The organism is Pontibacter brevis (assembly GCF_054779655.1).
This window is the reverse complement of record NZ_BAAGXV010000010.1, coordinates 1-13984: the sequence shown is the minus strand read 5'-3', so window position 1 is coordinate 13984 and position 13984 is coordinate 1. Positions and strand designations below refer to the sequence as shown.

Here is a 13984-nt window from a genome sequence, read left to right as displayed (position 1 = left end):
TTATATGTTGATTGTTAATCGCTGGCTATTGGTGCAGTGATTGATTATAGATAATTATTTCATGGCAGAAAATATTTTAGATAAAACAATACGGATAGGCACACGCGGGAGCAAACTGGCGCTGTGGCAGGCCGAAACGGCTGCTGAAAAGCTACAGGCTGCAGGCCTGAAAACGGAGTTGGTTATCATCAGCACAAAAGGAGACCAGGTGCTGGATAAGTCGTTGGACAAAATTGGCTCCAAAGGCGTATTTACAGAAGAGCTGGAGGTAAGCCTGCGCGAAGGCACGGTAGAAATTGCTGTGCACAGTGCGAAAGATGTACAGTCCACCATTCCGGCTGATTTAGAGCTGATAGCATTTATGGAGCGTGAGCAGGTAAACGATGTTATCCTGAGCTTTGACCCTGACTTCAAGCTAGAGCGTGACAGCAATGCGAAAATCGGGACCTCCTCTACACGCCGCAGGGCACTGCTGAAGAAGTACTACCCCAACGTTACCACGGCCGAATCAAGAGGAAACCTGCAGACGCGCCTGCGCAAGTTGGAGGAAAAACAGTTTGATGCCCTGATGCTGGCCTATGCCGGCGTGGTGCGCATGGGCTATGACAACCTGATTGTACATACTTTCCCGGAGAATGAGTTCGTGCCTGCCGCCGGACAGGGCAGTGTGGCAATTGAATGTGCCAGAGATCTGGAACCGGAATTGAAGCAGGCCATAAAGCAGGCATTGGACCATACCGATACCCATACCAGCCTGTTGGCAGAGCGTGGGTTCCTCAGAACGATGGAAGGTGGCTGTAGCATCCCTTCTTTTGCGCTGGCCACGCTCACAGATCAGGGCATCAGTATAACCGGAGGGCTTATCAGCTTAGACGGGCAGACTCTTTTGCAGGAAACACTTACCGGCCCGGCAGAAGCGGCTGAGCAATTGGGGGAACAGTTAGCGACAACCATTCTGGGGCAGGGCGGCGACGCTATCCTGAAAAGCATCAAAGCGCAGCGTAGCGAGGCGTAAGGCTGTCGTTCTTACAAGTGTAAAAGTATATAAAAAGCAATAAAGAAGAGCCGCTGCAGTTTAACTGCAGCGGCTCTCTCTTTTCGTGCAATAGGTTCAGGAAAGAACTTAAGCTTGCGCTGCCTCCACAGCATCCTCCGTTAGTGGCATCTTTTTAGAGGAACGGGCATAAGTCAAAAACGCCTGCATCTCACGCTTCACAGTTGGGGCAAGAATATAAAGCCCCACCATGTTCGGAATGCTCATGGCGAAAAGCATGGCATCGGAGAAAGCTACCACGCTACCAAGCTGCATCGGGGCACCTAATATGATAAAGAGGCAGAAGATAACTTTGAAGCTTACATCGGCAGCCCGGGTGTTTCCAAAAAGATATGTCCAGGACTTCAGGCCATAGTAAGACCACGTAATCATAGTAGAGAAGGCAAAAAGAATCACTGCAGCAGCCAGTACCAACGGGAACCAACTGATAACAGTGGCAAACGAAGCAGAAGTTAAGGCAATACCATCGCCTATGTCCATGGTATAGGCACCTGTCACCACAATGACAAGGGCGGTCATGGTACATACTACTACGGTGTCAATAAACGGCTCCAGGGAGGCTACAAAGCCTTCTGTTACCGGCACATTAGTTTTTACAGCGGAGTGGGCAATAGAGGCGGAACCGATACCGGCTTCGTTTGAGAAAAGTCCTCGTCTTAAGCCCTGTATCATCACACCGATAACACCACCAGCCACAGCGCTGCTCGTGAAGGCCCCTTCAAAAATCAAGGCAAAAGCTTCCGGTATCCGGGTAAAATTGGTGAGCAGCACAATGACAGCAGCAATAATGTAAACACCGCACATCAGTGGCACTACCTTTTCTGTTACCTGCGCAATGCTTTTCATCCCGCCAATAATCACCAGCCCCACCAGCACCGACATGATAAGGCCGAATATCCAGGCGTTTCCGGCAGCAAAGAAAGAAGCTTCGCCACCCGTAACACTGATAAACTGCTGTGTTGCCTGGTTTATTTGGAACATGTTGCCTGCTCCAAAGGCACCACCAATACACATAAACGCAAAAAAGGCCGCCAGGAACTTGCCGAGCTTACCCATGCCTTTTTCCTTCAACCCTTTGCTCAGGTAGTGCATCGGGCCACCCGACACCGTTCCGTCAGCATGCTCGTCGCGGTACTTCACTCCCAGCGTACAGGACACAAACTTAGAAGACATACCCAGCAATCCTGCCAGTATCATCCAAAAAGTAGCACCGGGGCCACCCAGCGATATGGCAATGGCAACACCTGCTATATTCCCCAAGCCCACTGTGCCGGAAACGGCAGCTGTTAGTGCCTGGAAATGTGATACTTCTCCAGCGGCGTCAGGCTGATTATATTTGCCGCGTACAATGTCTATGGCGTGTTTAAAGCCCCTGAAGTTGATGAAGCCCAGGTAAAAAGTGAAAAAGATGGCGCCAGCCAATAGCCAGACCAGAATAAGAGGAATCGGGTTGCCGCCGATAGTAACTTCATGAAAAATTATGTCGGATATAAATTGAGCAGTAGGGGCAACAGCGCTATCTATCTGCTCATCAATAGAGTACGTCCGTTCTGATTGCGCTAGCAGGTTACTGCAGGAAATTAAGGAAAGTAGTGTGAAAAGGATGGTTTTCTTCATCAGGTAGGTTGTGTTGATTTGTCAGTATCTTAAAATTAGCCATTTTTTACCTTAATATAAAGAAACACGACAGTTTGCTTGTTATAGTTATATATTAAAATAATTAAGTGTAAATACCGCATCGCCCATTAGTGCTTTTGGAATAGATTTGTATAACATAACTAATAGTGCAATGGCAAAATGATTTGTGGAGCTAAATAAATTTATCTTTAACAGGGCTTAAAGTGGCCTTTAGGGCTTGTGTTCTGCTTACGGAAACACTGCAATATAACTTACCAAAGAACAGGCTTATCCTGCTTTAACAATACCTGTATTTAATAAGGAGGTCAGCACCTGAAGCGACACCTGTGGTACAAGGGCAGAAAAAGCTGAAAAAATATAAAGCGAAGCGAAAAAGCTTTAATTTTGAGAACCTGATAACTATGTTCAAGTAAAAGTGCAAGAAGTTTAACTTATTTGTGATTGATGAGACTGCTAAATAGTGTTGCCTTGGTGGCCGTGATGATGATACTTTGGCCTGCCGCTGTGATGGCCCAGAAGCCAAAAGGAAAAGACCAGCTCGTTACAATTGAAACACCCCAGGGTGAGATAAAGCTGGTGCTTTTTGATGATACTCCGCAGCATAAAGAAAATTTTCTGAAACTGGCCAAAGAGGGTTTTTATGATGGCACCACCTTTCACCGTGTCATTGATGGATTTATGATACAGGGCGGTGACCCTAATACAAAAGACGATGAACCCGCAAACGATGGTACAGGTAGCCCCGGCTATACCGTTCCTGCCGAAATCAACCCGGCGCACAGGCACGTGCGGGGTGCCGTGGCTGCCGCACGTCAGGACGATAGGGTAAACCCATCCAGGGCTTCCAGCGGCTCACAATTTTATATCGTAGAAAACCACGAGGGTACTCCTATGCTGGACGAAGTCTATACTGTCTTCGGGCAGGTGGTAGATGGCCTGGACGTAATCGATAAAATAGCAGAGCAGCCTAAAGGTGCCCGTGACCGTCCTCTGAGCGATATCAAGATGAAAGTGAAGGTAGAGAATGTGAGGAAAAGGAAAATAGAAAGGAAGTATAATTACGACTATAACACGCAGACACTACAGAAATAATAACTTATGAAAAAGATACTGATCACAGGCTCGAATGGCCTGCTGGGCCAGAAGCTGGCTGAGTTGCTGTTGCCAAGACAGGGAGTAGAACTGCTGGCTACCAGCCGCGGAGAGAATAAGCTCGCAGAGGTACTGCCAACGCTTCCGTTCAGAAGCATGGACGTAACAAAACCAGAGGAGGTGGAGCAAGTGGTAAGCGAGTTCCGTCCAACTCACATTGTACACACCGCTGCCATGACCAATGTGGACCAATGCGAAAGTGACCGTGATGGTGCCCTGCTCCTGAACCGCGATGCCGTGCAGTATCTGGTAAATGCCTGTGAAAAGTACAATGTGCACCTGGTGCACCTGTCTACTGACTTTATCTTTGATGGGGAGGATGGCCCTTATGATGAGGAGGCCGAGGCAAATCCGGTAAACTTCTATGGCGAAAGCAAGCTGCAGGCTGAGGAAATTGTAAAGCAGGCTAAATGCAAATGGGCTATTCTGCGGACAGTACTGGTATATGGCATCGCCCATGAATATGGCCGCACCAATATCGTGTTGTGGGTCAGAGACAGCCTGCAATCAGGTAAAGTCATCAAAGTAGTAACCGACCAGGTGCGTACGCCAACGCTGGCCGAGGATTTGGCAATGGGATGCTGGTTGGTTGTAGAAAAGGATGCAGAAGGCATCTTCAACATCTCCGGAAGCGAAATGCTGACGCCTTACGGCATGGCACTGCAGGTGGCCGATTTCTTTAGCCTGGATAAAAGCCTGATTGATAAAGCAGACGGCAGCACATTTTCACAGCCAGCCAAGCGGCCGGCACGTACTGGCTTCAACATTAGCAAAGCCCAGACCCAACTTGGCTACAGGCCTCACACCTTTTTACAGGGCATACAGATGGTGGCCGAGCAGGCCGCACGATAAGCTACAGCTCCAGGCAAAGCATTTTTCTCCCACTGCTCCTTTGCCTGGAGTTATATTTAAAATACATGATTTTTAATGGCACTGTCGGATGCTTTATCTATATTGTACCCTTTGATTTCAGCCCAATACAACCAAAACTAATCTAACACATCTACTTACTTTATGAGTGCTAACAAAGAATCGTGGGGCTCACGCGTCGGCCTAATCTTAGCGATGGCCGGCAACGCCGTGGGTCTCGGAAACTTCCTCCGTTTTCCGGTGCAGGCGGTACAGAACGGGGGCGGCGCCTTCATCATTCCTTATCTTGTCTGCTTTTTGGTAATGGGTATTCCACTTCTCTGGATCGAATGGTCCATGGGACGCTTCGGGGGAAAGTACGGACACCATTCCACTCCATTTATAGTCGACACCATGGGCAAAAACCGCCTCTGGAAATATATAGGCGTTTTTGGTATCTGGACCAACATAGCTGTTGCTGCTTATTACTGTTATATAGAATCCTGGACCCTATCCTATGTATTTCACTCCGTTATAGGCACCTTCAGTGGCTTGGATCAGGAAGGGGTGGCAAACTTCTTCGGCGAGTACGTTAGCCTAAGCACTTCTACATTAGGCGTACCTTATGAGCCCATCGTTTTCTATGTTCTCTGCTTGTTGCTGAATACCTGGATTCTTTCGCAGGGACTGTCATCTGGTGTGGAGCGTGTTGCCAAAATAGGCATGCCGATGCTTATCCTGTTCGGCCTCTTCCTGGCTTTCAGAGGCCTCACCATTACGGCCGGTGAGAACGGTGCCATCAACGACAGTTCTGTAGGACTTAACTTCCTCTGGACACCGAACTTTGACCAGCTTTGGTCGCCCACGGTGTGGCTGGCAGCAGCAGGTCAGATTTTCTTCACCCTGTCTGTAGGTATGGGTACCGTACACTGCTATGCCTCTTATGTGCGTGGCAAAGATGACATTGCCCTAAACGCGATGTCTGCCGGCTGGATGAACGAATTCGTAGAAGTAGTGCTGGGTGCAGCTATTCTGATTCCTATCTCTATTGGTTACCTGGGTGTAGACCGGGTGTCAGAAATGGTGCAGTCAGGTGGCTTGGGACTTGCTTTCCAGACGCTGCCTTACCTCTTTTACCAGTGGGGTGATTTGCTGGGTGCTTTATCCGGTATGATGTGGTTTGGCCTGTTGTTCTTTGCAGGCATCACTTCTTCGCTGGCCATGGGTACGCCCTGGATCGGTTTCCTGCAGGATGAGTTTAACTGGGGCCGCAAATCAGCTGCCTGGTCATTCGGCTTGTTCGTGTTCCTGCTGGGTATGCCAACGGTACTGTTCTTTAAGTATGGCGTGTTCGATGAATACGATTACTGGGCCGGTACCGTGTCGCTGGTAATTTTCGCGCTCTTTGAATCTATCCTGTTCGCCTGGGTGTTTGGCATGGACAAAGGCTGGAGAGAGATTACCTCCGGCGCTGATATCCAGGTGCCTGGTTTCTATAAATACATTATTAAGTTTATCACGCCGCTGCTGCTGTTGTGGGTGTTCCTGGGTTCCCTTTTCACGCCAAAAGGGGGTGACTGGAGTGCTGCCATGACGGGTACCTGGGTGCTGGACAACAGTTCCATCATCAACAAGTTAAAGAATGTTGATTTGAAGGAAAAACTGGCTGCAGCCACAGACCCGGCGGCTATTCAGTTGCTTGAAAACCAGATATTCTTTGTAAACGCTTCACGTATCCTGTTGCTGGCAGTCTGGATTGCCCTGGCGTTGCTGGTATACACAGCATACAAGAAAAGAGTTAGAGAAGGACGAGTTAATTAAGAAACCATGAACACATCTGCACTTATTGTCATGCTTACCACCATCACACTGGTAACCGGATTAATGGTATTTTTCTTTATAAAGGTGTTGAGCGCACCTCCAAAGCCTGAACCAGACTCTTATCTTGACAACGATGATGAGCCGGAGCACAGGGTTCCAAACCGGTAAACGAACGGATGAAACAGATCAGGCACTGGATTCGGCGCTACTTTCCCTTTTCACAAGGCGAGGTGAACGGCTTCCTGTTGCTGATAGGCATAATGGTGCTGCTTACGGCAGCACCATTTCTTTTTCATGCCTTTTATGCCCCTATTCTTAGCAGCCACAGCACCTCCGACAAACAAACACTGGACAGCCTGGTAGCAGCTCTGGAGGCCAGGCAACCGGAGCGTACTGCGCAATACAAACGGCCAACGGTAGCGCTGCAGCCTTTTAACCCTAACCAGCTAACAGCAGAGGAATGGCAGGCGTATGGTATGCCAAAGTACCTGGCGCAGCGCATTCTCAATTACCGCAGCAAAGTAGGGGACTTTAGCTACAAAGCAGAGCTGGGTAGAATCTACGGCCTGCCGGATTCTGTTTTCCAGCGGTTTTACCCCTACATACAGTTGCCGGAGGAGAAGCCCTCGAGGTACAGCGCTAAACAAAGCACCGCCAGCAATGAGCGCCCGGCACCGGCACCTAACTGGAACAACAGCCGCCCTCCCCGGGAACGGTTTGTACTGGCACCGTTCAACATCAATACTGCTGATACTACCCAGCTAAAGCAAATCAGAGGCATCGGGTCAAAGCTGTCGAACCGAATTGTGAAGTACAGGGATATGTTGGGAGGCTTTCATAATATGACCCAACTCAAAGAGGTATATGGGCTGCAGCCTGAGGTAATAGACAGCCTGCAGAAGTACACTTTTGTGCCAGATGCATATGCACCACAACAGCTAAGCCTGAATACCGCAACGGCAGATGAACTTAAGGCGCACCCGTACATTTCTCCGAATGCTGCGCGTGCCATTGTGGCATACCGGGAGCAGCACGGAAACTACAAACAGCTGGAGGACGTGCAAAAGGTGCGGCTGGTAACACCAGAACTGTTTCAGCAACTGAGGCCTTATCTTCATTTGTAGGAGTATTTTGACTTACATGGCCTTTATCAACGCTATTGCCTTATCAAGCGCCTGCCGTTCGCTCTTAAAAGTGAGCATGTTCCCTGCCTCATTTATGGGCACCCACCGTGCCTCGTTTACCTCCCGGTCATGGTTACTTACCTGCCCCGTTACATAACGCAGCAGGAAGAAGTGAACAAATTTGTGGAAGCGCACGCGCTGTTTGCCTCTGTTGCCGACGTACCAGTATTCAATGGTGTCAATCTTCCGGAGTAGCTCTGTCGTTATACCGGCCTCTTCCCTTACCTCCCGCAGGGCTGTAATTTCCGGTGTTTCGCCAGCATCCACAAGTCCTTTAGGCAGCTGCCAGCGCTTGCCAGGGCCAACAGAGATCAAGGCAACCTCTGCACCGGAAGCACCAAACCTAAAGGCAACACCACCTGATGAAACCTGATCAAGTACAGGAAGCTTTGGCCCTTCAGGAAACAGGCTGAGTTGTTCTTTTGGCATGAGCAGAAATCAAAATTAGAAGCTTCTTCAGTTTAGCTTTAGCATTTGTCTTATAACATTTGTCTTATAATAAGAAGGAATGAAGTCGGCCTGAGTCAGCGCTGCTGATCAGCAAGCCAGAGCAGGGTTGGGTTATATCCCATATCATGCACGCCCTCATACAGCACCAGTTTTGCGTTGTTAGACTTTCTTTCAAATACCACAGGAGGGTCAGCCTTAGCAAAATACGGGTCTTTGTTGGTGCCCTTGAGGCTTGGTGGCAAAGCTTCCTCGTCTACAATGTGCTCCATTTGCTCTTCCGGGATCCTGTCTTTTGGATTCGCAAGTATATTGAAGGCGCGCATGGAGTGGTCTGGCGGCACCAGCACATCATTAATCCCATGAATCAGGAAGATGGGTACATTCCGGGCATTCTCCAGATAAGTAACCGGGCTACGGCTCTTACAATCCTCAGCAGCCGGAGTGCCGGGTATTGGCTCGCCTCCGCACGAAGCTACAATGTGGTCATTATACTCCCGGTGTGGGTAGTACTGATTAAAGTCATACCAGTCCACCAGGTCTAGAATAGGAACCCATGCCACTACCCCCGCCCATATTTCCGGGTGCCGCCCGGCAGCTACGAGCGCTGTCATAGCACCCCCTGAAGAACCAACAAGATAAACCCTGTTTGGATCTACATTGGCTTGTTGCTTCGCGAAGTTTACAGCATCCACAATATCTTGAATAGCAAGGTCAGATGCTGTGGCCTCCGGATGATCGAACGCTCCTCTGAAGTTAGGGTGAATGAAGACCCAGTCATACTTTTTTGCCCACAGGGCATAGGGCAGGCTCACCTCCTGCAGGTATTCACTGCTCCAGCTATGCAGCACCACCAGCAGGGGTTTTTTCTGGTTAGAGCCGGAGTCATAGAAAAGTGACGGCTCCTGTTTTCCATCAGCAGAAGATTTAATACGGACATCCTGTATCTCAGGCATCTGCCGCTTCCACTCTCTCAGGCTTTCCTCCGCAAACGTAGCCGGGTATTCCTTAGAGGTAGTATACTGCTTCATCCTCGAGATTTTACCGTCAGTGGTGGTGGTGTTTACATCAAAGTTACCCTCTTGTTGGGTTTGGCCTCGCTGATTCTGTGATCCCCCACCATTACAGGACCCGAGCAGGCTAAGAACAGACAAAAGGTAACATAAAAGAACGCTATAGTTTTTCATGAGTCAACTGATGACAAATAACAGGTACAGTTGTAGAGGTGCTCCTAGAGTAAAAACCAGAATAGGCGCAGAAAGGTTATCTTATGCTGTTATATGATATGCCGAACAGCGTCACCTTAAAAAATTAGCAGAATTTAGAGCTGCTTCTTTTATGAGAGTAGCATCATGTTGGCAGGTGCTTTACGTGCCGCAAATTTTATAAAACAGGCAGAAACCTGAGTATAAACACGTTAACTGAACATAGGTGTGAGCAAAGTCGGCTGTGCCTGTTGGGGTAGAAGCTCTGGCTCAGGTACACATTTCCATCTCAGCTTAATTCAAACTAACTTGCTGCTTTTTCGATAGACTATCGTTAACGTATCACCGTTAACGGGATAGCAATACATGAGAAACATCCTTAAAAACTACCGACGCAGGCTACTTAATTTAGGCTCCAGCAACAGAGCGTTGCTGCTGCTGCGCCTTTCTCGGGAGATGCATCTGGATGTGGAGGAACTGGATTTCCTGAATAACAAGCCTGCTTTTGTGGTGGTTGAGAAACTGTTGGCTGGCAAAAGCAGAATTCCACTTAGCCCATACGCCGACAGCCGGTATGCGCCAGTAGCGCCAGTGAGCCGACGGCTGCGTTACATCCGCCGCAAAGCAGAGATGGTGTTTGAGGAACGTGGCAGCCGGGAACTTTACGTAGGCTGGCCCTTTGTGCACGGCAGGTTTTCAGACGGAACAGCCGTTCGATGCCCTTTGCTGTTTTTCCCGGTGCAGCTGCAGGTAAACGGTGCCCTGGAGTGGGAGTTGGTGCCCGATACTTCACAGCCGCCGCAGTTTAACCAAAGTTTCCTGCTGGCTTATGCACACTACATGGGTGTGCCCTTGGTGGAGCCGCTTGCTGAACTGGACTTGGGTACACTGCCACGACACCCCCTGGAGTTCCGTACGCAAATTTATGAACTGCTGAAACTGCACCAGCTCGCTATTGATGTGGGGCGTGATTTCTTTACAGATAAGCTGAAGCCTTTCCGGGACTACAAAAAAGCTGCATTTGAGGCCGAACAGAAGCCAGGGCAACTGCACCTGGAGCAGGAGGCCGTGCTTGGCATTTACCCGCAGGCGGCGTCTTACCTGCTCTCAGACTATGATGAACTACTCGCGAAGGACGGGCTGCAGGATATGGTGGAGCTGTTTGCCCCACGCGCTGGAGTTGCAAATACTGCTGTTCAGGCACAGCAGACCTTTACTGTATTCGATATGGATGCCTCGCAGGAGGCGGCACTGCAGGCGGTAAAGCAGGGCAGATCACTGGTAGTGCAGGGCCCGCCTGGTACCGGTAAATCTCAGTTAATTTGTAACCTTGTCTCTGATTTTACGGCAAGAGGCAAAAAGGTACTGGTGGTAAGCCAGAAACGGGCTGCTCTGGATGTGGTGCACCAGCGCCTGGCGCAGAAAGGCCTGGATGCCTTTGCTGCCCTTGTCCACGACATCAATGCTGACCGCAGCAGCATCTACAAGCAATTGCTCCGCCAGATTGAGGCACTGGACGAGTACAAAAAGCAGAACCTCGCCCTCAACAGCATTTACACTGATCGCAGGTTCTTAGAAGTAAGCCGTGGCATTAACCGCTGCACCGAGAAGCTGGAGGCTTTTAAGCAGGCGCTGTTTGACACGAGCCGCTGTGGCTGGTCTCCGAAAGAGCTGTACCTGCGCAGCAGCCTGCAGCAGCCGCACATACCGCTGCCTGTTTACAGGCACTTTCCTGCTGATGCTGTGGCAGAGTTTCTGCCACGCCTGAGACAGTATCTGCAGGAGGACATTCCCTTTGAACAGGACAATTTTGTCTGGAGGGAACGGCACAGCATGAAAGACTACGGCTGGCCACAGCGGCAGGAACTGGAGCAAACTATTAAAGCGCTGCCCTCGCAGTATGCGCAGCTGCAGCAGCAGGTGAGCAGCCTGTGTGGCTACGCTGTCACGCTGGATGACATGCCCAGGTTTGAAGCAGCGCTGACCACCATAGCCGGGTTACAAAAACTGCTTCAGCAGCCAGAAGTGCTGCCAATAGTAATGGCTCTTTTAAAAGGGCAGGTAAAGGCCGATGATCTGAAGCAGCAGGTGGATAAACTGAAAGCTATTTATCATGCCACGCCTGCCCCAGACGCAACCATTCCGGGGCTACAGTTACCTGCTGTTAGAAAAGCCATTACCACCTACCAGGAGCAACGTGGGCAATGGCTGAAAAGCATTAGCTGGTTCTTTTCGCAGGAGAAAAAAATACTGCAAGAAGCACTGGAATTGTATCAGCAGGAACTGAATGAAATACACGTAGCACAATTGCAGGAGCGCCTAGCCTTGCGGCAGGAGGCCGGGGAACAGCTACAGCAGCTGAACAAGAACATCAACTACAAGCTGCAGATAACGGACCCGAAGAATCAGATACTGCAAAAGCTGGAAGAGGCAGAACAAGGGCTTACAGCTTACAGGCAGCTCCGCCAGCTATGTCATGAAAAAGTGCTGGATGAGAAGCAGTTGCCTGAAGTGGAACTGGCACATCACCTGGAGGAATTGAGCCAAAGTATCATCGCTTTCAGCAGCAGGTACAAGGAGTGGCTGCAGTGGCTGCCAGAATCGCAGGTGAAGCGGATTGTAGAAAAAGAGGCTTATGGAGCCAAATTACTGCAGGCACTGCATCAGTACTTCGAGCCACTGGTGGCCCATGACACGGTTTACGCAGCGCTAAGTAGTACGGAGCGTGAAGTAGCACAGCTGTTGCTGGATAAAGGTATCAAAACTGCCGGGGAGGGAGAAGAACTGTTTATGAATAGCCTGTACCTGGCCTGGCTGCATGAACTGGAAGCAGAGCACCCGGAACTGCGGATGCCGTCGAGCGGCGAACTGGAGCGGCTGGAGGCAGAACTGCAGGACCTGCTGCAGGAAAAGAAGGACCTGAGCCAGGAGATTGTGCTGTCGCAGCTGCGGGAGCAGACCTACAGCCATATAGAGTACAACCGCCTGGGTAATGCCGTAACCTATCGCAGGCTGCAGGCACAGGTAAGCAAAAAGCGCAGCCTTTACCCTATCCGCAAACTGTTCTCGCTGTTTGCTGAGGAAATGCTGCACCTGGTGCCCTGCTGGCTCACTTCCCCGGAAACCGTGTCGGCGGTGCTGCCACTGGATCAGTGTTTCGACCTGGTGATTTTTGATGAGGCCTCGCAGTGTTTTGCCGAGACAGGCTTGCCTGCCATGCAACGCGGTAAACAAATAGTGATTGCCGGCGACGAACAACAGCTGAAACCGTCGGACCTGTACCGTGCCCGGTGGAGCGCTGCAGAAGGGGAGGAGGTAGAGGAACTGTCTGCCGAGTCATTGCTGCAGCTATGCAGTCTGTACCTGCCTCAGACCATGCTCACGCAACACTACCGTAGCCGCTACCCGGAGCTTATTCAGTTCTCGAACCGCCACTTCTACCGAAATAAACTGGAGTTGATCCCGGAGTTGCAGGATGCGAATGCCCGCAATCCGGCCATCAAGTTCATCAAAGTCTACGGTGTGTGGCAGGACAATGCCAATCTGCCGGAAGCAGAGCGGGTAGTAGAACTGGTACTGCAGTTGCTGCAGTCAGGGCAGCCGGATGTTGGCGTTATTACCTTCAACTATACCCAACAAATGCTGGTGCAGGACCTGCTGGAGGACAAGGCACAGGAGCAGGGGATAACGGTGCCCGCATCTGTACTGGTGAAGAACATTGAGAACATACAGGGTGATGAAAAGGAAGTGATCATTCTTTCGGTGGGCTATGCACCGGATGCCAACGGGCGGATGGCCATGCAGTTTGGTAGCCTGAACCAGGCCGGAGGAGAGAACCGCTTGAATGTGGCCATTACCCGAGCAAAGCAGCAGATAATGGTAGTGAGCAGTATCAGGGCAGAGCAACTGCAGGTAGACAACACGCTGCACCCGGGGCCAAAGCTCCTTCAGGCTTACCTGCAATATGCCCAGCAGGTAAGCAGGCGGTACTTTGAGTACAGGCCAAAGCAGGCGGCTCTTGCCACACAGGTGCCTATGTTAAAGCACTGGCTACAGCAGGAAGCAGCATCGCTGCGGCAGGAGGTACCGTTTGCCGACCTGACACAGGTGCAGGGCCAGCAGTATACTGGTGTAGTGCTCACGGATGATGATTTGTATTACAGCCACCTTTCCGTAAGGCACTCGCATGCCGATATGCCCCAACTACTACAGCAGCGCCACTGGCCTTTTGTAAAAGTATATAGCCGCCAGTTCTGGGCAGATCGGGAGGAAGTGTTGCGCCGGCTGCAGTTATTTTAAGGGCACAGCAAAGCCTTGTTCCTGACACCTAACAAAATTAGGCTGTGTTCTAGAATGTATGATGTTGGAATAAGTATGGCAGCAAGGGTGTTTATAGGAAGTTATGTGCGAGATAACTATCCAGGTAAACTGCCCCTACTGCCACAGTATGAAGTTAGTCAAAAACGGCGTAAAGCGCACAGGCAGGCAGAATTTTCTGTGCCGTGCCTGCGGCAAGCAGTTCCAGTACATGTACCAGAAGGCAGGCTGCCGGCCTGAGGCCAAACAACTGGTGCTGCGAATGCTGGTGCGAAACTCCGGTATCCGGGATATTGAAAAGGTGACAGGCGTGCACC

The 13984-nt window shown here is 50.4% G+C and carries 11 protein-coding genes; 8 read left to right on the top strand and 3 right to left on the bottom strand.

What is annotated here, in order from left to right; translation table 11 throughout:
* Positions 1-61 precede the first annotated feature (61 nt).
* On the top strand, positions 62-1015 hold the full coding sequence (gene hemC, locus ACYVB1_RS02390; RefSeq protein ID WP_460920123.1) for a hydroxymethylbilane synthase: 954 nt from the start codon (positions 62-64) through the stop codon (positions 1013-1015).
* 108 nt (positions 1016-1123) lie between these two features.
* Here the strand turns inward: hemC and ACYVB1_RS02385 are convergent, their stop codons facing one another.
* Positions 1124-2671, bottom strand: a complete 1548-nt coding sequence (locus ACYVB1_RS02385; protein ID WP_460920121.1) for an alanine/glycine:cation symporter family protein — start codon at positions 2669-2671, stop codon at positions 1124-1126.
* A gap of 465 nt (positions 2672-3136) precedes the next feature.
* Here ACYVB1_RS02385 and ACYVB1_RS02380 point away from each other — a divergent pair, with 465 nt between their 5' ends.
* The 5 genes from ACYVB1_RS02380 to ACYVB1_RS02360 all read left to right on the top strand — a co-directional run bounded on the left by ACYVB1_RS02380 (position 3137) and on the right by ACYVB1_RS02360 (position 7638).
* Positions 3137-3784 carry a peptidylprolyl isomerase gene (locus ACYVB1_RS02380; protein ID WP_460920119.1) on the top strand — a complete coding sequence of 216 codons (648 nt, stop codon included), beginning with the start codon at positions 3137-3139 and terminating at the stop codon, positions 3782-3784.
* Between the two features lie 6 nt (positions 3785-3790).
* Entirely contained in the window at positions 3791-4696 is a 906-nt protein-coding gene (locus tag ACYVB1_RS02375) for an SDR family oxidoreductase (RefSeq protein ID WP_460920117.1), read from the top strand.
* Positions 4697-4858: 162 nt separating this feature from the next.
* Positions 4859-6514, top strand: coding sequence for a sodium-dependent transporter (locus ACYVB1_RS02370; protein ID WP_460920115.1), 1656 nt, complete (start codon positions 4859-4861; stop codon positions 6512-6514).
* Between the two features lie 6 nt (positions 6515-6520).
* Positions 6521-6682, top strand: a complete 162-nt coding sequence (locus tag ACYVB1_RS02365; protein WP_460920113.1) for a hypothetical protein — start codon at positions 6521-6523, stop codon at positions 6680-6682.
* 8 nt (positions 6683-6690) lie between these two features.
* Positions 6691-7638 (top strand): ComEA family DNA-binding protein, encoded by a 948-nt coding sequence (locus tag ACYVB1_RS02360; protein ID WP_460920111.1) that lies wholly within the window; start codon positions 6691-6693, stop codon positions 7636-7638.
* Positions 7639-7650: 12 nt separating this feature from the next.
* On the opposite strand, the gene ACYVB1_RS02355 is transcribed toward ACYVB1_RS02360, so the two are convergent.
* Positions 7651-8127: an NUDIX hydrolase gene (locus ACYVB1_RS02355; RefSeq protein ID WP_460920109.1), complete on the bottom strand. Its 477-nt coding sequence runs from the start codon at positions 8125-8127 to the stop codon at positions 7651-7653.
* 95 nt (positions 8128-8222) lie between these two features.
* On the bottom strand, positions 8223-9299 hold the full coding sequence (locus ACYVB1_RS02350) for an alpha/beta hydrolase family protein (RefSeq protein WP_460920107.1): 1077 nt from the start codon (positions 9297-9299) through the stop codon (positions 8223-8225).
* A 417-nt stretch (positions 9300-9716) separates the two neighbouring features.
* Here ACYVB1_RS02350 and ACYVB1_RS02345 point away from each other — a divergent pair, with 417 nt between their 5' ends.
* Together ACYVB1_RS02345 and ACYVB1_RS02340 are read left to right on the top strand one after the other, a co-directional pair.
* Entirely contained in the window at positions 9717-13649 is a 3933-nt protein-coding gene (locus tag ACYVB1_RS02345) for an AAA domain-containing protein (protein WP_460920105.1), read from the top strand.
* Positions 13650-13752: 103 nt separating this feature from the next.
* On the top strand, positions 13753-13984 hold a 232-nt coding region (locus tag ACYVB1_RS02340), incomplete at its 3' end, for a transposase-like zinc-binding domain-containing protein (protein ID WP_460920103.1).